At 67.3% G+C, this 25,041-nt stretch carries 24 protein-coding genes; 16 read left to right on the forward strand and 8 right to left on the reverse strand.

Annotated features, from left to right (window positions below; all coding sequences use genetic code 11):
- Nucleotides 1-20: 20 nt before the first annotated feature.
- The gene (locus tag Q4I23_RS14240) at nt 21-1,535 is read right to left on the reverse strand and encodes an Ig-like domain-containing protein (RefSeq protein WP_498526635.1); all 1,515 of its coding nucleotides are present in this window, start codon (nt 1,533-1,535) and stop codon (nt 21-23) included.
- 313 nt (nt 1,536-1,848) lie between these two features.
- Between Q4I23_RS14240 and Q4I23_RS14245 the strand changes: the two genes are divergently transcribed.
- Both Q4I23_RS14245 and Q4I23_RS14250 read left to right on the forward strand, forming a co-directional pair.
- A complete protein-coding gene (locus Q4I23_RS14245) occupies nt 1,849-2,313 on the forward strand; it encodes a hypothetical protein (protein ID WP_454016931.1) in 465 nt (154 codons plus the stop codon).
- A gap of 61 nt (nt 2,314-2,374) precedes the next feature.
- The gene (locus Q4I23_RS14250) at nt 2,375-2,629 is read left to right on the forward strand and encodes a DUF4167 domain-containing protein (protein ID WP_498526636.1); all 255 of its coding nucleotides are present in this window, start codon (nt 2,375-2,377) and stop codon (nt 2,627-2,629) included.
- 144 nt (nt 2,630-2,773) lie between these two features.
- Here the strand turns inward: Q4I23_RS14250 and Q4I23_RS14255 are convergent, their stop codons facing one another.
- Nucleotides 2,774-4,021, reverse strand: a complete 1,248-nt coding sequence (locus Q4I23_RS14255) for an amidohydrolase family protein (protein WP_498526637.1) — start codon at nt 4,019-4,021, stop codon at nt 2,774-2,776.
- Between the two features lie 79 nt (nt 4,022-4,100).
- Here Q4I23_RS14255 and Q4I23_RS14260 point away from each other — a divergent pair, with 79 nt between their 5' ends.
- Nucleotides 4,101-4,499 (forward strand): nuclear transport factor 2-like protein, encoded by a 399-nt coding sequence (locus tag Q4I23_RS14260; RefSeq protein ID WP_014198525.1) that lies wholly within the window; start codon nt 4,101-4,103, stop codon nt 4,497-4,499.
- Nucleotides 4,500-4,530: 31 nt separating this feature from the next.
- On the opposite strand, the gene Q4I23_RS14265 is transcribed toward Q4I23_RS14260, so the two are convergent.
- Nucleotides 4,531-5,235 (reverse strand): GntR family transcriptional regulator, encoded by a 705-nt coding sequence (locus Q4I23_RS14265; protein WP_454016933.1) that lies wholly within the window; start codon nt 5,233-5,235, stop codon nt 4,531-4,533.
- A gap of 233 nt (nt 5,236-5,468) precedes the next feature.
- Here Q4I23_RS14265 and Q4I23_RS14270 point away from each other — a divergent pair, with 233 nt between their 5' ends.
- From Q4I23_RS14270 to Q4I23_RS14285, 4 genes are read left to right on the forward strand one after another with little or no spacing between them, the layout of a single operon-like run.
- Nucleotides 5,469-6,311 (forward strand): ABC transporter ATP-binding protein, encoded by an 843-nt coding sequence (locus Q4I23_RS14270; RefSeq protein WP_454016934.1) that lies wholly within the window; start codon nt 5,469-5,471, stop codon nt 6,309-6,311.
- A 3-nt stretch (nt 6,312-6,314) separates the two neighbouring features.
- A complete protein-coding gene (locus Q4I23_RS14275) occupies nt 6,315-7,088 on the forward strand; it encodes an ABC transporter permease (protein ID WP_498526638.1) in 774 nt (257 codons plus the stop codon).
- 26 nt (nt 7,089-7,114) lie between these two features.
- The gene (locus Q4I23_RS14280; RefSeq protein ID WP_498526639.1) at nt 7,115-8,152 is read left to right on the forward strand and encodes an ABC transporter substrate-binding protein; all 1,038 of its coding nucleotides are present in this window, start codon (nt 7,115-7,117) and stop codon (nt 8,150-8,152) included.
- A 55-nt stretch (nt 8,153-8,207) separates the two neighbouring features.
- A complete protein-coding gene (locus Q4I23_RS14285; protein ID WP_498526640.1) occupies nt 8,208-9,812 on the forward strand; it encodes a gamma-glutamyltransferase family protein in 1,605 nt (534 codons plus the stop codon).
- A 43-nt stretch (nt 9,813-9,855) separates the two neighbouring features.
- Here Q4I23_RS14285 and Q4I23_RS14290 read toward each other — a convergent pair whose 3' ends face one another.
- Nucleotides 9,856-11,067 carry an MFS transporter gene (locus tag Q4I23_RS14290; RefSeq protein ID WP_498526641.1) on the reverse strand — a complete coding sequence of 404 codons (1,212 nt, stop codon included), beginning with the start codon at nt 11,065-11,067 and terminating at the stop codon, nt 9,856-9,858.
- 115 nt (nt 11,068-11,182) lie between these two features.
- Complete coding sequence (locus Q4I23_RS14295; protein ID WP_498526642.1) at nt 11,183-12,373, reverse strand: serine hydrolase domain-containing protein; 1,191 nt, start codon at nt 12,371-12,373, stop codon at nt 11,183-11,185.
- A 124-nt stretch (nt 12,374-12,497) separates the two neighbouring features.
- Here Q4I23_RS14295 and Q4I23_RS14300 point away from each other — a divergent pair, with 124 nt between their 5' ends.
- A complete protein-coding gene (locus tag Q4I23_RS14300; RefSeq protein WP_454016940.1) occupies nt 12,498-13,427 on the forward strand; it encodes a LysR family transcriptional regulator in 930 nt (309 codons plus the stop codon).
- Nucleotides 13,428-13,502: 75 nt separating this feature from the next.
- Here the strand turns inward: Q4I23_RS14300 and Q4I23_RS14305 are convergent, their stop codons facing one another.
- Nucleotides 13,503-14,150: a TetR/AcrR family transcriptional regulator gene (locus tag Q4I23_RS14305; protein WP_498526643.1), complete on the reverse strand. Its 648-nt coding sequence runs from the start codon at nt 14,148-14,150 to the stop codon at nt 13,503-13,505.
- A 212-nt stretch (nt 14,151-14,362) separates the two neighbouring features.
- On the opposite strand from Q4I23_RS14305, the gene Q4I23_RS14310 reads away from it, so the two are divergent.
- The 8 genes from Q4I23_RS14310 (at nt 14,363) to Q4I23_RS14345 (ending at nt 22,687) form a co-directional block, all read left to right on the forward strand.
- The gene (locus Q4I23_RS14310) at nt 14,363-15,232 is read left to right on the forward strand and encodes a MaoC family dehydratase (RefSeq protein ID WP_498526644.1); all 870 of its coding nucleotides are present in this window, start codon (nt 14,363-14,365) and stop codon (nt 15,230-15,232) included.
- Nucleotides 15,233-15,236: 4 nt separating this feature from the next.
- Nucleotides 15,237-16,121 carry a branched-chain amino acid ABC transporter permease gene (locus Q4I23_RS14315; RefSeq protein WP_014198513.1) on the forward strand — a complete coding sequence of 295 codons (885 nt, stop codon included), beginning with the start codon at nt 15,237-15,239 and terminating at the stop codon, nt 16,119-16,121.
- 3 nt (nt 16,122-16,124) lie between these two features.
- Nucleotides 16,125-17,177 carry a branched-chain amino acid ABC transporter permease gene (locus Q4I23_RS14320; RefSeq protein WP_498526645.1) on the forward strand — a complete coding sequence of 351 codons (1,053 nt, stop codon included), beginning with the start codon at nt 16,125-16,127 and terminating at the stop codon, nt 17,175-17,177.
- The gene (locus tag Q4I23_RS14325) at nt 17,170-17,892 is read left to right on the forward strand and encodes an ABC transporter ATP-binding protein (RefSeq protein WP_498526646.1); all 723 of its coding nucleotides are present in this window, start codon (nt 17,170-17,172) and stop codon (nt 17,890-17,892) included. The genes Q4I23_RS14320 and Q4I23_RS14325 overlap by 8 nt, the downstream gene beginning before the upstream one ends.
- Nucleotides 17,879-18,580 carry an ABC transporter ATP-binding protein gene (locus tag Q4I23_RS14330; RefSeq protein WP_149167731.1) on the forward strand — a complete coding sequence of 234 codons (702 nt, stop codon included), beginning with the start codon at nt 17,879-17,881 and terminating at the stop codon, nt 18,578-18,580. The genes Q4I23_RS14325 and Q4I23_RS14330 overlap by 14 nt, the downstream gene beginning before the upstream one ends.
- A 55-nt stretch (nt 18,581-18,635) precedes the next feature.
- On the forward strand, nt 18,636-19,892 hold the full coding sequence (locus tag Q4I23_RS14335) for an ABC transporter substrate-binding protein (RefSeq protein ID WP_498526647.1): 1,257 nt from the start codon (nt 18,636-18,638) through the stop codon (nt 19,890-19,892).
- A 119-nt stretch (nt 19,893-20,011) separates the two neighbouring features.
- Nucleotides 20,012-21,616, forward strand: a complete 1,605-nt coding sequence (locus Q4I23_RS14340; RefSeq protein WP_498526651.1) for an AMP-binding protein — start codon at nt 20,012-20,014, stop codon at nt 21,614-21,616.
- Nucleotides 21,617-21,691: 75 nt separating this feature from the next.
- Nucleotides 21,692-22,687: an MDR family oxidoreductase gene (locus tag Q4I23_RS14345; protein WP_498526648.1), complete on the forward strand. Its 996-nt coding sequence runs from the start codon at nt 21,692-21,694 to the stop codon at nt 22,685-22,687.
- A 258-nt stretch (nt 22,688-22,945) separates the two neighbouring features.
- Here Q4I23_RS14345 and Q4I23_RS14350 read toward each other — a convergent pair whose 3' ends face one another.
- Nucleotides 22,946-23,689 (reverse strand): TlyA family RNA methyltransferase, encoded by a 744-nt coding sequence (locus Q4I23_RS14350; RefSeq protein ID WP_498526649.1) that lies wholly within the window; start codon nt 23,687-23,689, stop codon nt 22,946-22,948.
- Between the two features lie 89 nt (nt 23,690-23,778).
- Nucleotides 23,779-24,687, reverse strand: coding sequence for a histidine kinase dimerization/phosphoacceptor domain -containing protein (locus tag Q4I23_RS14355; RefSeq protein WP_498526650.1), 909 nt, complete (start codon nt 24,685-24,687; stop codon nt 23,779-23,781).
- Nucleotides 24,688-25,041: the final 354 nt, after the last annotated feature.

A 25,041-nucleotide genomic window follows, 5' to 3' on the forward strand; every position in this document is an offset into this window, starting at 1 on the left:
GCGTATAATCGTCGGCAGCGTCAGATGTGTATAAGAGACAGGTACAGCACCGTGTCCGTGCTGAGGCCGCCGTCATCGGTGACCCGCACCGTGACGGCATGGGCGGGGGCCGCACCGGCATCGAGGCTGGCGCTCTCCGCCACGGCGATCCGCCCCGTGGCCGCGTCGATGGTGACGCGGCCGCCGGCGTCGTCGATCAGGCTGTAGGCGAGCGCCCCGCCCTCCGGATCGGCGGCCTGCACGGTGCCAACCACCGTGCCCGCCGGCGCGGCCTCGTCCACGCGCCCGCCGGCCAGCGTCGCGCCGGTCGGGGCATCGTTGACCTCGGCCAGGGTGACGGTGACGGTCTGGGTCGCCACGCCGCCCCGCCCGTCCGACACGGTGATGCGGAACAGGTCGGTGCCCGCGTAATTGGCGCCGGGCGTGTAGGTGAAGAGGCCCCCGGCGGTCAGGTTGAGGATGCCGTGGGCCGGCCCCTCGGCGATGGCGTAACTCAGCGCGTCATTGTCGGCGTCCACCGCGCCGACGCTGCCGGTCAGGACGGTGTCCTCCGTGCCGGCCAGGGTCTGGTCGCTCACCACCGGGGCGCTGTTGGCCCGGCTGGATAGGCTGCCCACGTCGGCGGCCACGCCGTCCACCAGCACCTCCAGCGTGTTCCAGTTGCGGGCGGCGAGCTTGAGCGCCTCGCTGGTGAAGGTCTGGCCGTCGTCGCCATGCTGCCGGATGAAGTCGCGCAGGCGGACGAGTTCGCCCGCGACCGCTCCGGTGATCTGGGCCGGGGTCAGTTCGACCCGCAGCCGGTCGCTTCCCGCGCCGCCGTCCAGCGTGTCGGCGCGGGTCTGGGTGGACAGGCTCTGGATCGCCAGATCGTCGCCACCGCCGCCCTGGACAAGGTCGCCGCCGTCGCCGCCGACGAGCGTGTCGGCGCCCATCCCACCGGTCAGCGTGTCGTCGCCCGCACCGCCGTCGAGCCGGTCGCCGTTGTAATCGTTGCCGACGGTCAGGCTGTCGTTGCCGGCTCCACCCAGCAGCGTGTCGCTGCCATAGCCGCCGTCCAGCGTGTCGTCGCCGTCACCACCGTCGTAAAGATCGTTGTTCCAATAACCGCCGCCCTCGCCCATCCGGTCGTTCCCGGCGCCGCCCAGCACCGTGTCGTCGCCGTCGCCACCGTACAGAACGTCGTTGCCGTCACCGCCGTCCACCCGGTCGACGCCGCCGTCGCCGTACACCGTGTCGTCGCCCTCGCCCGCGGTGATGCGGTCCATGCCGCCGCCGCCGTAGATGGTGTCGTCGCCGCTGCCCCCGTCGAGGGTGTCGTTGTTCTCCCCGCCGTCGATGCGGTCGTTTCCGGCTCCGCCCAGGATGCTGTCGTCCCCCCAGTTGCCCGTCAGAACGTCGTTCCCGGCCCCGCCGTCGATGAAGCCGCCACCGCCGCCGCTCGCTATCGTGTCGTGCCCGGCCCCGCCCAAAAGGGTTTCGGTCCGCCAGTCACCGTTGATGACTGCGTTGGCGGCAGGGGTGGTCGTGTCGGTCATCAGCGTCCCCTTTCCGGGTGTTCGGCCCGGTTTGGTCGATTGGTTGGCAATGGGATCAGGCGGACGGGCACGCCGTCATCGGCGGGCGCGAGCGGGGTTTGCCGACGGACGATGGGCCTGCGGCGGCGGGCTACCCGGATGGGGAAGCCGAACGCCTCGCCTCACAAAAAGCCTACTTTTGCATGAAAAACTTAGGCAAAATGTCATCGTTCACCACGCTTATTAGGTTTTTATGCGATAAATGCTTGCGTCAAGATATTTAAATTCTACTGATACGGGAATATCGTAACGCTTCCGTGAGATGTTGTGTCGCATGACGGTGGTGGAGGCGGTCGGCACCGCCGGCGTGAAGTCGGCGACGCGGCCCTTCAGCGCTTTCTGCGCTCGACAATCCGCCGTATTCGCTGGAGCGAATTGGCTGAAACCTGATAGGTTGAGCGAGGCTTCAACCGGCGAAAGGGTGTCTTGGATGCCGCTGACGGAAAGGACCGCCCAGGGCGATCAGTATGTCCTTCCCGGTGCGGAACGCCGCACCGAGCCCGGCCTTCCCTACGCCGCCGAACCCGACGGTCAACTCGCCCTGCATTTCTACGAGCCTCCCCGTGCCGACGAGCGGGACCCCGGCAAGCCGCCTCCGTTGCCGCGTCTGCTCCCCCGCCCCACACCCATCAATGACGGTCCGCTTGCCGGCCGCGTTGCGTTCTTCCCGCAGGTCATGAATGATGTGACCGAGGCTTTCCGGGCTTTTTCCGGCCTGACGAAGGAACGCCAGGATTAGCGTTTGGGAATGATCCTTCGCTTCCGATCGCGGTCCACCGACCACCCAAGGATCTACGTTCATGCCTTTCGACAATCCGGTGGGCGATCGAGCCCGTCGGCAGCCACGGTTCGGAAAAACAGCCCAACGGCAAGCCACGCAGGGAGCCCCTGCGCGAGCACACCAGAAGGTCAACGGCTCCGCCGAGCAGAAGCACCAACAATGGCTCGCCCGCGCTAGCGATGCCGAGCGATCCGGCGATTCCGTCGAAGCCGAAACCTGTCGCCAGCACGCGGAGCACTGGTTCCGTGTGGCCCACGGCCGCAACGATCCCTGAGGCTCCGCCGCCCCACCGATCACGATCGGTCCGTGGCGGCGTGGCTCAGGCCAAATGGCCTCCGGCAAGCCCGGAGCGGCTCGCTGCCCGCGCAACGGAACTCGGCACGCTCCGATCCCCGACCGCGGACAGCGGGGGAGCCCGCTACCTCAGCAGCGTCGCGGCCGGTCGAACGAAGCTCTTGCGGCCGCGCTTGAACCCCATGAGCGGCACGGCTATTCCGCCGAAGGCGTCGGTCTCGTCGTTGGCGTCGAGCACGATCATGTCCGCCTGTCCGCCAACCGCGACGCCATAGTCCGCGATCCGCATCAGCCGGGCGGCCCCGTTGGAGATCAAATCGAGGCAGCCGCCGAAGCTTTCAGGCCCCAGATGCATGAGGTTCGCATAGAGATTGCCCATCCGGATCAGCGAACCGTCGCCAAAGGGTGTGAAGGGGTTCAGGACATTGTTGGTCGCGACTGAGACGGCAACGCCGCCCTCCGCCAGCCGATGAACCGGCGCCACCCCGCGCGGGGCGCGGTGGTTGGCATCGCGCCCGTTGAGATAAAGATCGGTCGCGGGCAAGGCCGTCACCCCCACGCCGGCATCGGCCAGGAGCGCGATCATCCGCTCCAGCGCCGCATCATCGATGGCCGCGAGCTTGGTGGCATGGCCGACGGCGACCCGCCCCTGCCAGCCCGCCGCCATGGTCCGCCGGCAGATTTCCTCAAGGTGGGACCAGCTGGGATCGAGATCGAAGTCCAGATGGAAATCGAGATCGACGTCGTGCGCCACCGCCAGGGCGAAGATCCGTTCCATCTGCAGGGAAGGATCGGCATCGGTGTAAGGACAGCCGCCCAGGAGATCGGCTCCCTCCGCCAGTGCCTGGGTCAGCAACCGTTCGACCGCCGGATCATGGGTCATCCCCTCCTGCGGAAAGACGCAGATCGACAGGTCGATGGCGAAGGCATAATCCCGCTTGAGCCGCTTCATGGCCTCGAAACTGCGCAGGCCGACCTGCGGATCGAGTTCCACATGGGTCCGCATGAACATGGTGCCCTGCGTGATCGCGCGCTCCAGGGTGCGGGCACCGCGCTGATAGACATCCTCGATCGTGAACTCCCTTTTCAGGCGGGACACCGCGGCGATTGCCCCCTTGAGTCCGCCGCCGGCATCGCGGCACCGGCAGAGCAGGCAGGACTTGTCGAGATGGATGTGCGTATCGACCAGCCCCGGCAGGACGAGACGCCCGCCGGCATCCTCCTCGACAACGGCCTCGACGACGGCGGTACCGGCCAAGGCAGGGCCGATGGCGGCGATCCGTCCCTGCCTGACCGCGATATCCTGCAGGCCTTGCCCTCCCCTCAGGCGGGCGTTGCGCAAGAGAAGGTCGAAAATCTGGTTCTGCGTCATCTCAGATCCGGCGTGACATTTGCATGCATAAACAGTATGCACTTTCAATGCCAGACCGAGCACACTTGTGGAGTTCCCAATGAGCGAGATGACCGAACGCGATCTGCAGGCCGTGAAGGATTATCTGGATGCCTCCATGGCCCCCGATCCCGTGCGCGCGGCGAAGCATGTGGCCCCGGGTTTCATCTGCCGCTTCACCGGGCACCGCGTTTTCGATACGCCGAGCGGGCCGACCGGCTTCAACGCCGCCCGCTACAAATGGGTGAAGAAGCGGATCGAGCGCTACGACGTGGTGCCGGGCGAGACGGAAACCATCGTCTACAGCCTCGGCTACCTGTACGGCGCTTGGCCGGACGGCACGCCCTTCGACAACAACCGCTACGTCGACCGTTTCGTGGTGCGGGACGGGCTGATCGTCGAAACCGATGTCTGGAACGACAGCGCCGAGTGGATTCTCGACCCTTCCTGCGCCCGCTGACCTGATTGCCCTGACCTGAAGCCTGGCGCCCTTATTCGGTGTAGGGCGCCAGGATATCCATGAGGTCGCGGCTCTTGGCGCCCGAGCTTTGCAGAAGCGCGCGGGCGGCCACGGCCTCCAAATGCTCGTCCATGAGGGCGCAGGCCTTGTCCGTGGGGCCGGTCCGGATCGCCTCGATCAGTTCCAGATGCTCATTCACCGCGCATTCGGACGAATGGGGCCGGCTGAAAACCGCCAGCGACAGTCCCGCGCGGTAGCAGATCTCCGTCACATAGCGGATCAGAACGGGTTTGCCGGTCATTTCCGCCAGTCGGACATGGAATTCCGTCGCCAGACGGATCGAAATCCCCTCGGCGCCATGCCGGGCCTGATGTTCGGCGTCGACGATGGCCTTCAACTGCTTCGCCTGGGCCTCGGTCAGCTTGCCGGCCAGATGCCGGACGACCTGACGTTCGAGATCGACCCGGATGTCGAAGATGTCCCGCGCATCCTCGAAGGACGGCACGGCGACCACGGCGATGCGGTTCCGGCGCAGATCGACAAGGCCTTCCGCCGCCAACTGCCCGAGCGCGCTGCGGGCGATGGTCCGGCTGACGCCGAAGCGTTCGCCCAGCGAATCCTCCGGCAGCCGGTCCCCCGGCGAGAGCGCCCGCTCGATGATCGCGCGCCGCAAGGCCGTGCAGATCACCGCGACACGGTCGCCTCCGGTTTTCCTCGAACGCTTTTCCTCGACCATCACCGCCCTCTCCTGACCCACTCTGCATAAGGGAGCTCAGGCGGGAATTCAACTCGCCAAGTGCCGCATTTGAATGCAACAGCCTCTTCACCCTGCACAAATCAAATGCATACAGTGATTGTACACACTTTTCCTCGCCAAAAGCTGGTCACCCCCGACGTGGCGCGCAGCGCGCTCCGGAAACTGGCGCACCTGTTGCATACAGTTTACCAGTCCGTCACGAGGTGCGCCGCATGTCCCCATCCCAAGCCATCCAGCAAGGCCGTTCCGCCATCGCCGTCGAGCTTTCCCAGGCCGCCGTTTCGTTCGGCGCGCCGGGCAAGTCGTTCGCAGCCCTGCAGGAGACGAACCTTCGGATCGCCGATGGCGAGTTTGTCGCCCTGGTCGGCCCGTCGGGCTGCGGGAAGTCCACGATCCTGCGGCTGACGGCCGGCCTGCTGCAGCCGACCCGGGGGGCCGTCCTCGTCGGCGGGCGCGAGGTGGCGGCCAAGGCCTTGCGCATCGGCATGGCCTTCCAGAATCCGACCATGCTGCCCTGGCTGACCATCGAGCGGAACGTCATGCTGCCGCTCAAGATCGTGCGGCCCTTCCGCTCCGACTACCGCGCCAAGCGCAAGACGGAATACCGCGACCGGGTGCACGCCCTGCTGGCCGATGTCGGGCTCGACAAGTTCGCCGGCCATTACCCCTGGCAGCTGTCGGGCGGGATGCTGCAGCGCGCGAACCTCTGCCGCGCCCTCATCCATGAACCGAGCCTGCTGCTGCTCGACGAGCCGTTCGGCGCGCTCGACCAATTCACGCGCGAGGAGCTGTGGGGGACGATGCAATCCCTGTGGCTGAAGCGCAAACCCACCGTCCTGCTCATCACCCACGACCTGAAGGAGGCGGGCTTCCTCGCCTCGCGCGTCTGCGTGATGAGCGCCCGCCCCGGCCGCATCATCGACGACAGCGCCGTCGACTTCCCCCGCCCGCGCACGATCCAGATGACCTTCGATTCCGAGTTCGTCGCCCTCAACCAGCGGCTGCGCGACCTCATCATCGACGCGCGCACCGACACCGCCATCCGCGGAGCCTGAGCCATGAGCTACGACCTGCGCCGCCGCCTCTGGGCCACCATCCTCATCCTCGGCTTCTTCGCGACCTGGGAGTTCCTCTGCCTCGCCCTTCAGGTCTCCGATCTGGTCCTCCCCCGCCCGACCCAGGTCTTCGCGACGCTGGTTTCCCGCCTCGGCATCCTGTGGCCCCATGTGCTGCAGACCCTCTGGACCACGATGATAGGCTTCATCCTGGGCGTCACCGTCGGGGTGGTCATCGGGGCGGCCGTCGGCGTCTCCCGCACCGCTTACGACACGGTCTATCCCCTGCTGATCGGCTTCTCCTCGATCCCCAAGGTCGCGGTGGTGCCGATCTTCGTGCTGTGGTTCGGATCGGGCGCGACGCCGGCCATCCTCACCGCGCTCGCGATGTGCTTCTTCCCGATCGTCGTCAACATCGCGACCGGCCTCGCCACCACCGAGCCGGAATTGGAGGACGTCCTCAAGTCGCTCGGCGCCAGCAAGCTCGACATCCTCTGGAACGTCGGGCTGCCCCGCACCATGCCCTTCTTCTTCGCCTCGCTGAAGATCGCCGTCACCTTCGCCTTCGTCGGCAGCGTGCTGTCCGAAACCGTCGCCTCCAACAAGGGCATCGGCAACGTGATGATGACGGCCTCCTCGAACTTCGACGTGCCGCTGGTCTTTGCCGGCCTCTTCCTGCTCGCCGCCCTCGGCATCCTGCTCTACGTCGCCTTCTCGCTGGTCGAGGCGCACGTCACCGGCTGGGCCACCCGTCGCCAGGGCTTTGCTTCCGCCTGACCCTTCATCCCGAAACGGAGCCTACCATGTTGAAAAAGCTTCTCTCGACGCTTGCGCTCGGCCTTTGTCTGAGTGGGCCGGGCCTGAGCGGGCCGGCATTGGCCGAAACCAACATCAAGTTCACGCTCGGCTGGAAGACCCAGGGCTCCGACGCTCCCTTCCTGCTGGCGCAGCAGAAGGGTTACTTCAAGGCCGAAGGGCTGAACGTCACCATCGACCAGGGCGAAGGGTCGGCGGCCACCGTGACCCGCATCATGTCGGGAGCCTATGACGCCGGCTTCGGCGACATCAACGCGATCATCCAGAACGCGGCGACCCGCCCCGGCGAGGTGCCGATCATGGTCTATCAGCTCTGGAACAAGCCGCCCTTCGCGATCGTCTCGAAGAAGAAGACCAACATCACCAAGCCCGCCGATCTCGTCGGCAAGAAGCTGGGCGGCGCCCAGGGCACCCCGACCACCCGCCTCGTCACCGTGCTCGGCACGCTCAACAAGGTCGACATGACCAAGGTCGCCATCGAGAACATGGGACCGAACCTGCAGGAGCCGATGCTGATCAAGGGCGACATCGACGGCGCCCTGGTCTTCAACATCACCAGCTGGTTCAACCTGATCAACAACCGCCAGGACCCCGCCAAGGACTACAACTGGCTGCTGTTCGGCGAGTTCGGCCTCGACCTCTATTCCAACGGCATGATGGTCTCCCAGAAGCTGATCAAGGAGAACCCGGACGCCGTGGCCGGCCTCGTCCGCGCGGTCAACAAGGCGGCGGTGGAGATCGGCGCGGACGCCGAGGCCGGAGTGAAGGCGGTCCTTGCCTACGACAATCTGGCCAAGGAAGAGCTTGAGCGCGCCCGCATGAAGTTCTCCTACGAGCAACTCATCCTGTCGCCCGAAGTCGACCGGATCGGCCTTGGCGACGTGGACGACGCGCGCCTCGCCCGCTCGATCGGCATCATGGTCGAAGGCTACCAGCTGACGGCCACGCCCAAGCCGGAGCAGGTCTTCACCCGCCAGTTCCTGCCGCCGGCGGCCGACCGCAAGCTCGCCTACAAGGCCGACTGATCGCAGGACGAAGCCCGGCCGGAACTGCGGCCGGGCTTCACGCATGGGGAAAGAGATGAACGTCGCCCGGCCGGGAATGGTCACCAGCCCGCACCCCCTGGCATCCGAGGCCGGGGCCGCCGTTCTGGCGAGGGGCGGCACCGCCATCGAAGCGGCGGTTGCCATCGCCGCCAGCCTGTCCGTCGTCATGCCGCATTTCTGCGGGATCGGCGGCGACGCCATCTGGCTGGTGGCGGACCGGCAGGGGCGGCAACGCTGTTTCCTCGGCATCGGGCAGGCGGCGGGCCAGTTTCCAGCCTATGAGGCTGCGATCCCCCTGCGCGGCCCCGCCTCGACCGTCACCTCGGCCTGCGCGGTCGACAGCTGGGGGCGAGCGCTTGCCTACAGCGCCGAACAATGGGGCGGCACCCAACCCTTCGCCGACCTCCTCGCCCCCGCCATTGCCCAGGCCCGGGACGGCTACGTCCCCAGCCGCTCGCAACAGTTCTGGTTCGATTTCCGGCGCGACGAGATCCCGCACTGGGAAGGCTTCGCGGATCATTTCGACGCCGTCCCCGGCGACCTCTTCACGCAGCCCGGTCTCGCCCGCAGCCTCTCCCTGCTGGCCGAGGACGGTTGCCGGTCCTTTTATGACGGGCGGCTCGGACGGCAACTGGCCGAGGGACTGGCCGCCGCGGGCTCCCCCCTCGGCGCCGCGGATCTGGCGGCGACCCGGACGCGGGAGGAGGCCCCCGTCGGCTTGGACTATCGCGGGCTGACCCTGCTGGCCCCGCCTGCGCCGACGCAGGGACTTTCCACGCTGGCGATCATGGGCGTTCTCTCCCACTTCGACCTGGCGGCCCTGCCCCCCACAAGCCCGCTCCGCTATCACCTGCTGGTCGAGGCGGTGAAGCAGGCCTTTCTGGACCGGCCGCTCATCGCCGATCCCGACGGTTCCGAGCCGCTGCCCTGGGACTTTCTCGACCCGTGGCGTCTGGCCGGCAAAGCCTCGGCCATCGAACCGGCACGCGCCCTGCCCTGGCCGCATCCCTACCGCCATGGCGACACGGTTTTCTTCGCCGCAACCGACGAGCAGGGGCGTTGCGCGAGTGTTCTACAGAGCACCTATTTCGACTGGGGCAGCGGTGTCCTGGTCGGCGATACCGGCGTCCTCTGGCAGAATCGCGGCGCGGCGTTTTCGACCGTTCCCGGCGACCGCAACGCGATCAAGCCCGGCAAGCGGCCCTTCTACACCCTGAACCCCGGCATCGCCCTCAGGAACGGGAAGCCCCATCTTCTTTACGGCACCCAGGGTGCGGACGGCCAGCCGCAGACCCTTGCCGTGCTGCTCACCGGTTTGATCGACTACGGCATGACGCCTGAGGAGGCGCTTGCCCAGCCCCGCTTCCTTCTGGGAAGGACCTTCTCCGATAGCCGTGACAGCCTCAAGATCGAGGCGTCCCTGGGCGAGGCCGCGATGGGAAACCTCGCCGCCCTGGGGCATGAGGTGGCACCCCTTCCCGCCCTGTCGCCGATCTTCGGCCAAGCCGGGGTCCTCCGCCTCGCCGATGGAGGCACCGTGTCCGGCGCCCATGATCCGCGCGGCGAAGGCAACGCGCTTCGAGCCCGAGAGCATTCGCCCTGCAACGCCGCGGTCATTTCATCGTCCAGGTCCGCTTGACCGATGGCGGACGGGACCGGCCCGGACCGGCCCATCCGGACAGTCAGCACCGTCCGGAACTGAGCCGCACCGGGTTGTCAGCCGCACCGGCCGGGGCGGGAAAGCCATGCTGCCGAGCCGCCCGCACCACCACCAGCGTCGCCGCCAGCAACACCAGCAGGGTTGGCGCGAACGCACCGACGCCCAGCCCTCCGAGCAACACGCCCCCAACGATTCCGCCACCGGCGATCGCCGTGTTCCAAGTGGTGACCAGCATGGACTGCGCGATGTCCGCGGCGTTTCCCGCCGTCTTTGCCAGCGCCGTCTGGAACAACGTCGCCGCACCACCGAAAGCGGAGCCCCAGGCGGCCACCGCCACGAACACCACGGCCGGCACCTCACCCGCCATCCCGAGCGCCAGCGCGGACAGGGCGAATACGGCCGTGCTGACGAGCGTGAGCGCGCGCAGATGGCGGTCGATCAGCACGCCGATGATCCAGATGCCCAGCAGCGAGGCGACGCCGAACACCAGCAGCACCAGATCCGTGCGCTCGGCCATGCCCGCCGCCGCCAGGAACGGTGCGATGTAGGTGTAGAGGATGTTGTGCGCCAGCACGAAGGCCAGCACCGCGAACAGCACCGGACGCACGCCGGCCAGGGTGAAGACACGCCCCGGCGAAAGCCGCTCGCCCATCCTCTGCCCGGCAAAATCCGGCACCGTCACGCGCACCCACACCATGAGCAGCAGCGCCAGGGCGCTCATGAGGCCGAAGCACGTCCGCCACCCCAGCAGGCTGCCGAGGAAGGTGCCGGCCGGCACGCCCAGCGACAGCGCCAGTGGCGTGCCGACCATCGCGATGGCGATGGCGCGCCCCTTCTGCCGCTCGGGCACCATGCGCGCGGCATAGCCGGCCAGCAGCGCCCACAGCAGCCCGGCCGACACTCCCGCCAGGAAGCGCGCCACCATCGTCAGCGCGTAGCTGCCGGAAAGCGTCGTGACGGTGTTGGCGACGACGAAGCCCGCGATGGCGGTCAACAGCAACGGGCGACGGCGCAGACCCTGCGTGGCAACAGTCAGCGGAATCGCCGCCAACAGAGACCCGATGGCGTAGATCGTGACCGTCTGGCCGACCCAGGCCTCGGACACCGCCAGACCCTGCGCCATCTGCGACAGCAGTCCGGCTGGCAGCGCTTCGGTCAGGATGGTGATGAAGGCCGCCATCGCCAGCGCCAGCAGGGACGCCAGCGGCAGGCGGTCGGTGCCGGCGGCCCTCATTGTCCAGCCCCCCGCATGCGGCGTTCCGCGTCCTCGACGGACCGCGCGACGATCTCCTTGCCGGTGATGCCGCCGCGAAACACGATGGCAGCCATCCTTGCGGGTGTCGCCGTCATCACCGATCCTCCAGCGCGCCGTAGACTGCGTCGCGCAGATCCGTAACGAAGCGGCCGGACATGCCTTCGTACAGCGTGTTGGTGAAGGCGACCACGCTCAGCCCCCATGCCCGATCCACGAACCAGGCATGGCCATAGGCGCCGCCCCACCGCCAGGTCCCCGGCGATTCCGGCGATGCGGCAAGCCGAGGGTCGCGCAGCACCGAGAAGCCCAAGCCGAAGCCGAAGCCCGGGGCATTGGGCAGGTCCATCCCGCCGGTCTGGTCTCTCCCCATTTCCCCGATCAGGTCACCGGGCAACAGCGCGCCGCCGCCCTGGCGCAAGGTTTCCAGCAGGCGCAGAAAGTCCCCGGCGGTGCCCGCCATGCCGGCGCCACCCGACGGGAAAGCCGACGTGTCGAAGATGCGGGCCGGGCTGTAGGCAATGCCGACGGCGCCCTCGAAGGGCGAAACCGTCTCGCCCTCGGCCAGCCGGTGCGGCTGCGGCGCATCGTTCACATAGGCGGTGGCTACACGACGGGGATCGCGGACGGTGAAGCCGGTTTCGGTCATGCCAAGCGGGCCGGTCACCAGCCGCGTCACGGCCTCGTCCAGCGGCGTGCCGTCGACTCGCGCGATCAGCGCGCCCAGCACATCGGTTGCCAGTGAATAGCCCCAAGCCGTGCCCGGCTCGTACAGCAGCGGCACGCTGGCGAGCCGACGCAGATTTTCCTCAAGAGTGATGCCGGACGCATCCATGCCATCCGACACGCCAGCCAGACCGTAAGGGCCGTTTTCGTCGGCTTCGAGGAAGCGGTAACCGAGACCGGCCGTGTGGCTGAGCAACTGCCGCACCGTGATGCGCGCCGGGCGGCCATCGGCCAGCGCGGGGCGGAACTCGGGCAACCAGGTGTCGATACCGCTGTCCAGGTCGAGCCGCCCCTGCGCCACCAGGACCAGCGCGGCGGTGGCGACGATGGGCTTGCTCACCGAAGCTAGCCGGAACACCGTCCCGACGGTCAGCGGCCGCGCGCTTGCGCGGTCGGCCAGTCCAGCGGCCTGCTGGTGGATCAGTTCGCCGTCACGGGCGACCAGAACGACAGCACCGACCAGTCTCCGGTCGTCCACGGCCTGCTGGACGACGGCCTGGATGCGGGTGGAGAGATGGGTGGACGGAGCAGCGTGATGCAGAGGAGATGGCGAGTTCGTCATGGCTGGTGCCTCGATGCGATCGGCAATGCCCCGACGATAGAAATCTCTCGATTAAAGAAAAAGTAGGCTACATTTCCTTGTTGCGCGGAACAAACAGTCCGCAATCACCCGGGGGATGCCGATCATGGACAGCCTGAACGGCTTCGTGGTTTTCGTGCAGGTCGCCGAGACCCGCAGCTTCGTCGCCGCCGGCCGGCTGCTGGGCGTGTCGGCCTCGGCTGTGGGCAAAAGCGTGGCGCGGCTGGAAGAGAAGCTGGGCGTGCGGCTGTTCCATCGCAGCACGCGCAGCGTCACGTTGACGGCCGAGGGCACGCTGTTCCTGGAGCGCAGCCGTCGCATCCTGGCCGAGATCGAAGCCGCGGAACTGGAGTTGTCGCAGCTCACGGCCGCGCCGCGCGGTCGCCTGCGGGTGAGCCTGCCGCTAGTCAGCTCGCTGATGCTGCCGGTGCTCGGCGAGTTCATGCGCGCCTATCCCGCGATAGAACTGGACCTGGATTTCACCGACCGCATGGTGGATGTCATCGAGGAGGGCTTCGACGCCGTGGTGCGCACGGGCGAGCCGGCCGACTCACGGCTGTCGGCACGTCGGCTTGGCAGCTTCCAGATGCATCTGGTCGCCTCGCCGGATTACCTGGCGCGGCGGGGCGTACCGCAAACCCCCGCCGATCTTCTGCAGCAAACCTGCCTGCACTACCGCTTCCCCAACAGCGGCAAGCTGGAGGTCTGGGCGTTGCGGCACCCTCCCGGCGAGCCTGAACTGCAACTGCCCACCTCGATGATCTGCAACAACATCGAGACGCGCGTGTGCTTCGCGCTGCAAGGGCTGGGAATCGCCTTCCTGCCGGACTTCGCCATCCGCGAGCCCTTGGCCGATGGACGGCTGGTGCCGATCCTGACCGATCATGTGGAACGCACCGGCCTCTTCCACGTGCTGTGGCCGGCAAGCAAGCACCCCTCGCCGAAGGTTCGGGCGCTGGTGGACTTCCTCTGCGCCAGGGTGTTCCCGACGACGAGGAGCAAGGTGCCCAGGCCCGAAGACCAGCTCCGGAGCTGAGGGCTCGGCGTTGCCGAAGCGACCTCGTGCGGGGCCTCGATCACCGTCGGCCGACGGTCGACTCCGCTCGGAGCGTTACGGGTGGTCTCCATACAGCCGATTGCTCGGGTAGCCGGGCACCGGCTCGGCCGCCAGCCCGCGGCACAGGAGAGCCGCCGACGCCTGCGCGATCTCGTCGATGGTCCAGGCCCCCTCGGGCCGATGCCATTTCGTCACCCAGTTTGCGGCCCCCAGGACGGAGAAGACGGCGAATTTCGGATCGCAGCGCAGGATGCTGCCATCCGTCACCCCGGCGCGCACGACGTCCTGCAAGCGGCGCTCGAAGGCATCGCGCTTCTCGATCACCACCCGCAACTGTTCGTCGCTGAGCGACCGCTCCTCCAGGATGACGACGCTGAAGCTGTCCTCGCCGATGATCGAGATAACGTAAGCGACGAGGCTGCGCCGCAACCGCTCAAGACCGTTGAGTGACGGGTCGGTGCAGATGGTCTCCAGCGCTTGGTCGGCTGCGGCAAGATGGCATTGGAAAAGCAAATCCTGCTTGTTTTTGACGTAATAATAGAGCGTGGCCTTGGATACTCCAAGCATGTCGGCAATATCGACCAAGGATGTTCCATGATAGCCGTTTCGACGGAAGGCCGCGGCGGCAACTTTATAAAGCACCTCAAGCTTGAGGCTTCTTTGCTGCTCAGGGTTGAGGACAGATTTGTTCCAGCGTGCCATGTCGTCCGTTGCCTCAGCCTTCGCGATGTACCGTGACCCGCTCCACCAGCGTCTTTCCGTTGGAACACAACCGGGCGTTCCGATCAAGCCCCGATCAACCCCCGGGGCGTCGATTCGACTTTCAAGTTGAAAAGCCGTCTTAAGAGTTGACACGTCGATCCGCGAATCTGATTATTGACCCAACAATCATGAATCGGGATTGGGGGGAGAGCATGGACAACGCGACGAACAGGTCGCCGCGTGCCGAGCGTGCGCGCTGGGCGCCGCCGGGATTCAAATACCCGTCGCGAAGCGTCGCCCATTCCGCGGCCTATCAGGCGGAACGCCTGACCGCAGCCGACGTCGATCCCACCCATTACGGCGACCGGTACGAAGCCGGCCTGTTCGGGCTGGACTGCTTCGACTCGATGGTCGCCAGCGGCCTCGACATCGACGGCTACGTGTTCTTTTCGCAGGTCTATCGCCAGATCCGGCCGTCCAGGGTCGGGGAACCGCTGACCGTGACCGGCTGGGTCCGCGACCTGCACCGGGTGAAAAAGGGCCACAGCGTCACCGAACTCTACCACCTGACCGACGGCGAAGGCCGCGTCTGCATCGAGACCGAACTGACCGGCCTCCTCGCCGATCCGCCGGGACGGACGCCGCAGACGTCCGGCGACGCGCCGCGAATGCCGCGACGGGAGGAGTTCCCGGCTGATAGCTGGACCCTGCTGCGCGAGAAGCAGGTGACGCCCGACAAGGTCCGTGTCTTCTCCCAGGACGTCGGCAACGACATCCACTTCGACGAGGAGTTCGCGCGTCGCCATGGTTTCCGCGCCCCGCTGGCCCAGGGAATCATGTCGGCGGTCTGGCTGTTGTCCGTTCTGGCGGACGAGCGCCCGCCGGCTGCCTTCGACGTCGAGGTGCGCTACCTGCGCCCGGTCTTCTGGGACTCCCACGCCAGCCTCTGGGTCCGCCGCTCCGCCGACGGTGCCCTGGAGATGGCGCAGAGCCGCAACGACGAGGGCAAGGTCACGGCGGACATGCGGGTAAGGTCGCTGTCCTACGACCCGGCGTCATTACAGACTCCGGCAGGGGGATGACGCCATGTCGGCCATCATCGTCCAGCTCGTGGTGTCCGGCCTCCTGCTTGGCGGCATTTACGCGCTGATCTCGATCGGTCTGACGCTGATCTTCGGCGTCTCCCGCATCAAGAACTTCGCCCATGGCGACTTCGTCATGGTCGGCATGTACCTGACCTATGTGCTGAACAGCTGGAGCGGTCTGGACTCCTACCTTGTCCTGCTGATCGTGACGCCGCTGATGTTCCTGTTCGGCCTGTTCCTGTCCTGGGCGATCATCCGGCCGATCCAGGGCGCACCGCAGGTGGCGCAGATCTTCGCCACCGTCGGGCTGGGGCTGGTCCTGCAGAACGTCACGCTGATGATCTTCGGCGGCGATTTCCGCACCACCGCGTCGGTGTTCGCCGGCAAGGTGCTGCGGATCGGCGACATCGCCCTGCCGGCGCCGCTGCTGATCGCCTTCGCGGTCGCGATGGCGGTGGTCGCCGTCATCTATCTGTTCCTGAAAACCTCCTACACCGGCAAGGCGATGCGCGCGGTCGCGCAGGACCGGCGGTCGGCGTCGCTGATGAGCATCGACGTGAAGGGGATCGACCTGTTCACCTTCGGTCTCGGCACCGCCTGCGCCGGGCTGACCGGCGCCCTGCTGGCGCCGATGTTCCCGGTCTATCCGACGGTCGGCATCAACCTCGTGCTGATCGCCTTCGTGGTGGTCGTGCTCGGCGGTCTGGGCAGCATCGCGGGCGCCCTGATCGGCGGCCTGGCGATCGGCCTGATCGAGACGTTGAGCGGTTTCTTCATCGGTTCCGAGATGCGCCAGATGGCTTACTTTCTCGTCTTCCTGGCCGTGCTTCTGCTCCGCCCCGCCGGGCTGTTCGGTCAGCGCGGCTCCGAAAAGCTGGGGGCCTGACCCATGACGCTGACGTCCCTCCTGGCTCCCTACCGGCCGACCCGCAAGGGCCTGCTGCTGTCCCTGGCGATGGTCGCGGTCCTGGTGGCGCTGCCGTTGATCGCCGCCGATTCCTACACGCTGCACTTCCTCTGGAAGGTCCTGTTCTGGGCGCTGGCTGCCGCTGCCTGGAACATCGCCGGCGGCTATGCCGGGCAGTTCTCGCTTGGCCATGCCGCGTTCTTCGGGCTCGGCGCCTACGGATCGACACTGCTCTACATGCATTTCGGCCTGTCGCCCTGGATCGGCATGTTCGTCGGGGCGGCCGCGGCCGTGGCCTTCGCGACGCTGATCGGCGCGCTGACCCTGCGCCTTCAGGGGCCGTTCTTCGCGCTGGCCTCCATCGCCTTCGCCGAGGTGCTGCGCATCGCCATCGTCAACTGGCGCTCCTTCACCGGCGGGGCGGAAGGGCTGTCCCTGCCGTTCGACCCGAGCTTCGCCAACATGATGTTCTCCGACCGGCTCTGGTACGTCTACATCATGATGGCGGCGCTTCTGGTCGTGCTTCTCATCACCTACGTGCTGGAGCGCTCCTGGATCGGCTACGCCCTGGCGGCCATGCGCGAGAACGAGGAGGCGGCCGAGGCGCTGGGCGTCGACACCGTGCGGGCCAAGCTGTTCTCCATCGGCCTGTCGGCCTTCCTCAGCGCCATCGCCGGCACGCTCTACGCCAACTACATCCTGCTGATCGAACCGTCCACCGTGCTCAGCATCGGCTTCTCGGTGGAGATCGCGCTGATCGCCATCATCGGCGGCATGGGCACACCGCTCGGCCCCGTCCTGGGCGCGGTGCTCATCGTTCCGCTCAGCGAGTATCTCCGCGCTGAGTTCGCCGGCAGCCTTCAGGGCCTGTACCTGCTCGTCTACGGCGCGCTCCTCATCGTGATGGTCATCGTCCTGCCGCAGGGCCTGATGAGCGCCATCCGCGCGCCGCGCGCCACCGCCCGGCGCCTGCGCGGGGCATTCGGCGGGTCCACCCGTCGCCGTCCGGTCCGCGAGGAGAGCCGCCATGCTTGAAGTCCGGGGTATCAGCAAGCAGTTCGGCGGCCTCCGCGCCGTCAACGACGTCCATCTCAGCATCGGCAAGGGCGAGATCCTCGGCCTGATCGGTCCCAACGGGGCCGGCAAGACGACGCTGTTCAACTGCATTGCCGGGGCCTTTCCACCGACGGAGGGGCAGGTCCTGCTGGAGGGCAGGAGCATCACCGGCCTGAAGGCGCATCAGGTCTGCCGCGCCGGGCTGGCCCGCACCTATCAGATCGTGAAGCCGTTCGGCGGGCTGTCGGTGCTCGACAACGTGGTGGTCGGCGCGATCAACCAGACGCACAACATCGCCGAGGCCCGCCGCATCGCCGAGGAGGCGCTGGTCCTGACCGGGCTGGCCGACCGCCGCGACGTGCCGGCCGCGAGCCTGCCGCTGCCCGGCCGCAAGCGCCTGGAAATCTCCCGCGCGCTGGCGACCCGGCCGAAGGTGCTGCTGCTGGACGAGGTCATGGCGGGCCTCAACCCGTCGGAGGTGGAAAAGGCCATCCTGCTGATCGAGGCCATCCGCGCGCACGGCGTCAGCATCCTGATCATCGAACATCTGATGCGCGTCATCACGGCGGTCAGTGACCGGATCGTGGTCATGAACCACGGCAGCAAGCTGGCCGAGGGGCTGCCGGCCGACGTGCTGAACGACAAGGCGGTGATCCAAGCCTATCTGGGGGAGGACTTCGGTGCTCACGGTTAGAAAGCTCGATGCCTTCTATGGCGAGATCCAAACGCTCCATGGAATCGACCTCGACGTCCGGGAAGGCGAGGTGGTTTCCGTCGTCGGCGCCAACGCGGCGGGAAAGACCACGCTGCTGAACGCCATTTCCGGGACGGTCGAACGGTACGGACGGGTGTCCTTCTTCGACCAGGACATCGGTTCCCTGCCGCCGCACGCGATCGCCCGGCACGGACTGGTCCAGGTCCCGGAGGGCCGGCGGCTGTTCCCCTTCATGACGGTGCGGGAGAATCTGGAACTTGGCGCCTTCGCTCCGCACGCCCGCGCCCACCGCGCGGAGAGTCTGGAGAAGGTCTTCGACCTGATGCCCCGGCTGCGGGAGCGCTCGGGCCAGCTCGCCGGGTCGATGAGCGGCGGCGAGCAGCAGATGTGCGCCATCGGCCGTGCGCTGATGGCCAAGCCGCGCGCCATCATGTTCGACGAGCCGACGCTGGGTCTCGCCCCGATCATGGTCGACGTCGTCTTCAAGCTGGTGCGCAGCATCAAGGAGACCGGCATCACCATCCTGCTGGTCGAACAGAACGTGAAGCATTCGCTCGCCATGTCGGACCGGGGCTATGTGCTGGAGAACGGCCACATCGTCCTGTCCGGCCCGGCCGCCGACCTGCTGACCGACCCGCGCCTGAAGGAAGCCTATCTCGGCGGCTGATCTGCGGGCGGGCAACGGCGCGACGATACAAAACACAATGGGAGGAAAAACCATCATGAGCTTGAAATCCATCCTCGCCGCGGCGGCCATCGCCGCGGCTGCGGCCGGTGCCGCGGTCCCGTCCCAGGCCGCCGATCCGCTGAAGATCGGCGTCCTGTTCCCGTTGTCCGGCCCGATGGCGCTGATCGGCAACGAGGCCTATCAGGCCGCCGAGGTCGCCCGCGACATGATCAACAAGCGCGGCGGCGTGCTCGGCCGTCCGGTGACCTACGCCGTCGCCGACGCGCCGGCCCCGACCGCCGCCAACGCCGAGGCGACCCGGCTGATCGTGCGCGAGAAGGTGCCGGTGATCGCCGGCAGCTACGCCAGTTCGCTGGCCCTGGCCGCCAGCGAGGTGGCGGAGCGCGAAGGCGCCCTGTATTGGGAGACCATCGCCGTCGCCGATAAGATCACCCAGCGCAAGTACAAGAACACCATCCGCCTGACCTTCAACGCGTCGATGATGGGCCAGACGGCGGCGGACTTCGCCAAGGACATCGCCGGCAAGCTGGGCAAGGACCCGAAGGATCTGCGCATCGCCGTGATCTCCGAGGATTCGGAATTCGGCCAGTCGGTCGGCGACGCGGCGGCGAACCAGACGAAGACCCTCGGCATGCAGCTGGTCGCCAACGAGCGCTACAGCCGCACCGTGAACGATCTGTCGTCCCTGGTGCTCAGCCTGAAGGCGGCCAAGCCCGACGCGGTCATCGCAACCTCCTACCTGAACGACGCCGCTTTGTTCTGGCGGCAGGTCCGTGAACTGGACCTCCACATTCCGGCCATGATCGGCATCGGCACCGGCTACGCCCTGCCCGACTTCCTCGCCGCGACGGGCACCAGCGCCGACGGCATCTTCGACGTGGACGCCCCGGCCTCGCCGAACGTCTCCAACCTGCCGGAAGCGACGCAGAAGCTGTACGCAGAGTTCATCGAAGGCTTCCGCGCCAAGGAGAAGCGCGATCCGGGTCCGCTGGGCCTGATCGCCTTCGGCGGCTTCTGGACCCTGTTCACGGACGTCATCCCGCGCGCGGGCTCGACCGATCTGGCGGCGCTGCGCAAGGCCGCCTACGCCACCGACCTGCCGGACGGCAGCCTGCTGACCGGCGCCGGGGTGAAGCTGAACCAGATCGGCGAGAAGGAAGCGGGGCAGAACAGCCGGGCGCTGATCTCGGTCATGCAGTGGCAGGACGGCAAGCTGCAGGTCGTCTGGCCGCAGAGCGCCGCCAACGCCGAGATGCGCAAGGTTCCCCTGCCCAAGTGGAGCGACCGGTAACGGCGCCAGGCCATCGACCCGACGGGGCGTCCCCTTCTCCCCTCCTGGGAAGAAGGGGACGCCTTCCCTCCCCATCCCTCCTTCTTTCCAACGGCTTATCGGATGCCGACAGGACCGTGATGACGCACATGGCCTCCCCCTTCACCGTCACCCCCATCGACCAGTTGCGCCACGCCGCCGCGACGGCGCCCGGTGCACGCATCCGATGGAACGAGCATTCCCTGTCCTACGGGGATCTGCTGGACCGCAGCCTGCGCTGCGCGTCGGCGCTCCGGAGGCTTGGCGTCGGTCCGGGCGACCGGGTCGCCTTCTGGCTGCCGAACGGCATCCCGTATCTCGACCTGTTCTTCGCCTGCCTGCACATCGGCGCCATCGCCGTCTCGGTAAACACACGTTTCCGCCGGGCCGAGGTCGAATCCATTGTCAGCCGCACCGGCGCGTCGGCCATCGTCGTCTGGCCCGGCTTCAAAAACATCCCGTTCCTGACCATGCTGGGCGAACTCGACCCCGCCGCGATGGCGTCGCTGCGTCTGGCGGTCCTGTGCGAAGACGATGGGCGGTCCGGCTTCCCGCTGCCCGGTGTGCGGGTTGCCCATCACCGCGGCCTGCTGGCCGAAACGCCTGGGGAAAGCGCCGCCGCGCCGGAGCGGCCCTGCATCATCTTCCCGACCTCGGGCACCACCGGTCTTCCCAAATTCGCCCTGCACCGCCAGGGCGCCGTCGCCCACCACGCCGCGCAGGTGGCCGCCGCCTTCGGCTATGACGCCGCCGACGCCCATCTCCTGCAAGCCATCCCGTTCTGCGGCGTGTTCGGCTTCTCGCAATTCGCCGCCACCCTGGCCGGCGCCGCGTCCGTCACGCTGATGAGCCTGTTCGAGCCGGAGGAAGCCCGCGACCTGATCCGGTCACGGTCGATCACCCACCTGAACGGACCGGACGACCTCTTCAAGCGCCTGCTCGACGTCTGCCCGGAGGACAAGCCGTTTCCGTCCCTGCGCGACTGCCTGATCGCCTCCTTCAACCCGACCCTGGCCCTGTTCCCGGAAGAGGCGGAGCGGCGCGGCGTGCCAATGACCAACGGTTTCGGGATGAGCGAGATCTTTTCGTTCTTCTCACGACAGGCCCCGAACGCCCCGATCGGCCTGCGCAAGCTGTCCGGTGGCCATCCGGTCAATCCCAAGGCGCGGGTCCGGGTGCGCGACACCGCCACCGGGCGCGTCCTGCCGCCGGGCGGGATCGGCAGCCTGGAGATCGCGTCGGACACGCTGTTCTCCGCGTATTTCGGCAATCCCGAAGCAACCCGGGCCGCCTTCACTGAGGACGGCTTCTTCATCACCGGCGATCTGGCGACGATGCGGGTGGATGGCGGCTTCATCTTCAAAGGCCGCAGCGGCGACGTCCTCCGCCTCGGCGGTTTCCTCGTCGATCCGGCGGAGATCGAGGCGGTGCTGCAACGCGACGGCAGCGTGGAGACCGCTGTGGTCGTCGAAGCGGCGACGGAGCGCGGCAACAAGCCGGTGGCCTTCCTGCGCCTGCGCGAGGGCGCCGTTCTCGACGAGGTCGCCCTGCGCGAGCGTGTCGGCGCGGCGCTGGCCGATTTCAAGATTCCGGCGCGTTTCGTCGTGGTGGACCAGTTCCCGACGGCAATGAGCCCCAACGGAGAGAAAATCCAGCGTGGCAAGCTGAAGGAGCGGGCGCAGCTGACGTTTTCCGCAGGCGGCTGACGCGCACCGCGCATCACCTTCGGCATTCAACAATTCCCGCAACAAATCCTGTCGCCGCAAAACAAGGACCCAACCATGGCCGAAACTTTCAATGCCTTTGTGATCGAAGACGTGGACGGCAAGCCCAAGGGCGGCTTCAAGCAACTCACCCTCGCCGACCTGCCGGACAACGACGTTCTGGTCGAGGTCGCCTATTCCACCGTCAACTACAAGGATGGGCTCGCGGTCAGCGGCAAGGGGCGCATCGCCCGCAAGCTGCCGATGGTTGCCGGCATCGATCTGGCCGGCACGGTGGTCGAATCCCGCTCCTCCGCCTGGAAGCCCGGCGACAAGGTGGTGACCAACGGCTGGGGCCTGTCGGAAACGCACTGGGGCGGCTACACCCGTTTCCAGCGTCTGAAACCCGAGTGGCTGACCCGCTTGCCGAACGCCTTCTCGCTGGAAGAGGCGATGGGAATCGGCACCGCCGGCTACACAGCGGCGCTCTGCGTCGATGCCCTGGAGGCATGGGGCGCGATCCAGCCGGGCGGCAAGGAGGTTCTGGTCACCGGGGCCGCCGGCGGTGTCGGTTCGGTCGCGGTGGCGCTGCTCGCCAAGCGCGGCTGTCCGGTGGTGGCCTCAACCGGCCGGCCGGAGACTCACGATTATCTGCGCAGCCTCGGCGCCAGCGGATTCATCGACCGCACCGCCCTCCAGGAGAAGGGCGCCCCCTTGCAGAAGGAGCGCTGGGCCGGCGGCGTCGACTCGGTGGGCGGGCAGACGCTGGTCAACGCGCTGTCGCAGACGGTCTGGGGCGGTGCCATCGCCGCTTGCGGTTTGGCCGGCTCCTCCGATCTGCCGGGAACGGTCCTGCCGCACATCCTGCGCAGCGTGGCGCTGTTGGGAGTTGATTCCGTCATGGCCCCGCAGGAGCGTCGGAACGCCGCCTGGACACGGCTGGCCCGCGATTTGGACAGTGGCCTGCTGAAGACGATGTATGAGGTGCAGCCATTCCAGGCGCTGCCGGATCTGGCAAGCCGGATCCTGGCCGGTCAAATCCGCGGCCGCGTCGTCATCGACGTTCGCGGCTGAGGAGGCAGCCCCTCCTCGTGGCGGCCACCCTTCCGCTCCGGGTGGCCGCCACCCACCGGCCAGAGACTCAGATCAGGCACCCCCTCGCGCTCGGCCATCGAGCGGCATGACACGAGAGAAATCGCCCATCGGATGCTGCTCTACAACCGCCCAGCATTCTGGTCGCCGATCCTGGCGCGCGGTTGCAGTGAACCATTCTAAGGTTCCGCGGAGTGCGGTTTACGGGTGCTTCCGTAATGGTTTATGGTTCCACCCCGGTTAGCCCCGGTCCTTTACCGCCCCGATCAGAAACTCCTTGTTCCCTTCGGGGCCGGTGATCGGGCTTACGGTGATGTCCAGCACACGCCAACCCGGCAGGGCATCGAGCCACCCGCGGATACGGTCGCAGACCTCCTGGTGCAGTTCGGGTTCGCGCACCACCCCGCCCTTGCCGACACGGCCCTTGCCGACCTCGAACTGCGGCTTGATGAGCGCGACGAGCCGTCCGCCCGGCACAACCAGAGCGAGGGCGGCGGGAAGCACCACCTCCAGTCCGATGAAGCTGGCGTCGCACACCACCATGTCCACCGGATCGGGAATTTCGGCGCTGGTCAGGTGACGGGCGTTGGTCTTCTCCAGAACCACGACGCGCGGGTCGTTGCGCAGCTTCCAGGCCAACTGCCCGTGCCCGACGTCCACCGCATAGACCTTGGCGGCGCCACGGGTCAGCAGCACGTCGGTGAAGCCGCCGGTCGAGGCGCCCACGTCCACGGCGGTCAGGCCGGCGGGGTCGAAACCGAAAACGTCCAGCCCCTTGACCAGTTTCAGCCCGCCGCGCGACACCCAGGGATGGTCCTGCCCCTTCACCGACAGCGGGGCGTCCTCGGCGATCGTGTCGCCCGCCTTGTCGATGCGCTTGGTGTCGGAATAGACCAGCCCGGCCAGGATCAACGCCTGCGCCTTGGCGCGGCTTTCGGCCAGCCCACGCTCCACCAGCGCCACATCCGCACGCACCCGCGCCATCTCAGAACTCCCCCGTCGACGAGGCTGGATGCATGGCGCAGGACGCGGCGTTCGGCAAGGGGCGATGAGCCGTCACAGGCGACGGAGGATCAGAAAGGCAGATCCAGGACGAAGCGCGTGCCGGGAGCGTTCGGCTCCGCGCGCAGCTTGCCCTTTAGCTGGCCGGCGAAGGCCCGCGCCACCTTCATGCCCAGCGAGTCGGCGCGCGCAACCTCGAAGCCCGGCGGCAGGCCGCGCCCATGGTCGGCGACGGTCAGGCGGCGACCACCCTCGTCACGCGGCACGAGGCTGACCTCGATGTCTCCCGGGCTGCCCGCCGCATAAGCGTATTTGGTGGCGTTGCCGACCAGTTCGTTGAGGATGAGGGCGAGCGGAATCACCGAATCCACGGGCACCATCGCCTGTTCCACCGTCACGGCGATGCGCCGTTCCGGCCCCCCCACCGCAAAGTGGCTTTCCATCTCCCGGCAGGCGTCTCTCAGATAAGCCCCGAAATCGACGAGGCTGCCGCGGGCGGCGGCATGGACGCGCTGGTGCGCCTGGGTCACCGTTCCGATGCGGCTGCACGCCTCCTGGAAGGCGCGGCGCATGTCCGGGTCCTTGGCCGACAGAGTCTGGAGCGTCAACAGGCTGGACACCAGCTGGAGCGTGTTCTTGACCCGGTGGCTGACCTCCCGCGCGTGGTGATGGGCGGTCTCGGTCGATTCGGACTCGGCGGGACGCAGGGTGACCAGAAGCGGCGGACCGCCGTCGAGCGCGGCCACAGTCAGGTCCCAGGACACCTCCTCCGGCCCGGTGATCCGCAGACGGGCGCCCTCGCCATTGCGCAGCGTCTCGGCCATGCGCTCGTCGGAGGCCTCCGGAAAGCGGCCGGCCAGGGCATGTCCCGCTTCCAAACCCAGGGCGCGCATGACGGCGTTGGCGTAAAGACAACGGAAGGATGTCCCGTCGACCACGGCAGTGGGCGTCGGAGACGACTCAACGATGGACCGGAACATCCCCGGACCATCCTGAGGCGAAGCGCCGTTCTCGTCGGATGCACGCCCTGCACCCGCTGCAAACACCTGAGGCATGTTCGACAACACCCAGTCCCGCCGGATACGTTAATTATCTATTGTTTTCGAATTGTAAGACAGCGGTCCCAGCCGCACCAGAGAAAGCGCCCCGCGCGACCTTAGGCTAATGGCATTAGCCCCTTCGTCCAGGCTCGACATTCAGGGTCGAGCAGCGGCGCTTGTCGTCCGGAGTCAGGCCCGCACCGCTGCCGCTTCGATCCCCAGCGCCTGCAGCGCCGTGGCGACGATGTGACGGGCGGCGAGGCCGGCCTCCTCATACTGCTTGGCCGGGCTGTC

Source organism: Azospirillum sp. UFLA03-27 (genome assembly GCF_059803775.1).

Coding starts and splice junctions, on each gene's coding strand:
- Q4I23_RS14240 (WP_498526635.1), bottom strand. CDS start 1,535: ATGACCGACACGACCACCCCTGCCGCCAACGCAGTCATCAACGGTGAC.
- Q4I23_RS14245 (WP_454016931.1), top strand. CDS start 1,849: ATGACGGTGGTGGAGGCGGTCGGCACCGCCGGCGTGAAGTCGGCGACG.
- Q4I23_RS14250 (WP_498526636.1), top strand. CDS start 2,375: ATGCCTTTCGACAATCCGGTGGGCGATCGAGCCCGTCGGCAGCCACGG.
- Q4I23_RS14255 (WP_498526637.1), bottom strand. CDS start 4,021: ATGACGCAGAACCAGATTTTCGACCTTCTCTTGCGCAACGCCCGCCTG.
- Q4I23_RS14260 (WP_014198525.1), top strand. CDS start 4,101: ATGAGCGAGATGACCGAACGCGATCTGCAGGCCGTGAAGGATTATCTG.
- Q4I23_RS14265 (WP_454016933.1), bottom strand. CDS start 5,235: ATGGTCGAGGAAAAGCGTTCGAGGAAAACCGGAGGCGACCGTGTCGCG.
- Q4I23_RS14270 (WP_454016934.1), top strand. CDS start 5,469: ATGTCCCCATCCCAAGCCATCCAGCAAGGCCGTTCCGCCATCGCCGTC.
- Q4I23_RS14275 (WP_498526638.1), top strand. CDS start 6,315: ATGAGCTACGACCTGCGCCGCCGCCTCTGGGCCACCATCCTCATCCTC.
- Q4I23_RS14280 (WP_498526639.1), top strand. CDS start 7,115: ATGTTGAAAAAGCTTCTCTCGACGCTTGCGCTCGGCCTTTGTCTGAGT.
- Q4I23_RS14285 (WP_498526640.1), top strand. CDS start 8,208: ATGAACGTCGCCCGGCCGGGAATGGTCACCAGCCCGCACCCCCTGGCA.
- Q4I23_RS14290 (WP_498526641.1), bottom strand. CDS start 11,067: ATGAGGGCCGCCGGCACCGACCGCCTGCCGCTGGCGTCCCTGCTGGCG.
- Q4I23_RS14295 (WP_498526642.1), bottom strand. CDS start 12,373: ATGACGAACTCGCCATCTCCTCTGCATCACGCTGCTCCGTCCACCCAT.
- Q4I23_RS14300 (WP_454016940.1), top strand. CDS start 12,498: ATGGACAGCCTGAACGGCTTCGTGGTTTTCGTGCAGGTCGCCGAGACC.
- Q4I23_RS14305 (WP_498526643.1), bottom strand. CDS start 14,150: ATGGCACGCTGGAACAAATCTGTCCTCAACCCTGAGCAGCAAAGAAGC.
- Q4I23_RS14310 (WP_498526644.1), top strand. CDS start 14,363: ATGGACAACGCGACGAACAGGTCGCCGCGTGCCGAGCGTGCGCGCTGG.
- Q4I23_RS14315 (WP_014198513.1), top strand. CDS start 15,237: ATGTCGGCCATCATCGTCCAGCTCGTGGTGTCCGGCCTCCTGCTTGGC.
- Q4I23_RS14320 (WP_498526645.1), top strand. CDS start 16,125: ATGACGCTGACGTCCCTCCTGGCTCCCTACCGGCCGACCCGCAAGGGC.
- Q4I23_RS14325 (WP_498526646.1), top strand. CDS start 17,170: ATGCTTGAAGTCCGGGGTATCAGCAAGCAGTTCGGCGGCCTCCGCGCC.
- Q4I23_RS14335 (WP_498526647.1), top strand. CDS start 18,636: ATGAGCTTGAAATCCATCCTCGCCGCGGCGGCCATCGCCGCGGCTGCG.
- Q4I23_RS14340 (WP_498526651.1), top strand. CDS start 20,012: ATGACGCACATGGCCTCCCCCTTCACCGTCACCCCCATCGACCAGTTG.
- Q4I23_RS14345 (WP_498526648.1), top strand. CDS start 21,692: ATGGCCGAAACTTTCAATGCCTTTGTGATCGAAGACGTGGACGGCAAG.
- Q4I23_RS14350 (WP_498526649.1), bottom strand. CDS start 23,689: ATGGCGCGGGTGCGTGCGGATGTGGCGCTGGTGGAGCGTGGGCTGGCC.
- Q4I23_RS14355 (WP_498526650.1), bottom strand. CDS start 24,687: ATGTTCCGGTCCATCGTTGAGTCGTCTCCGACGCCCACTGCCGTGGTC.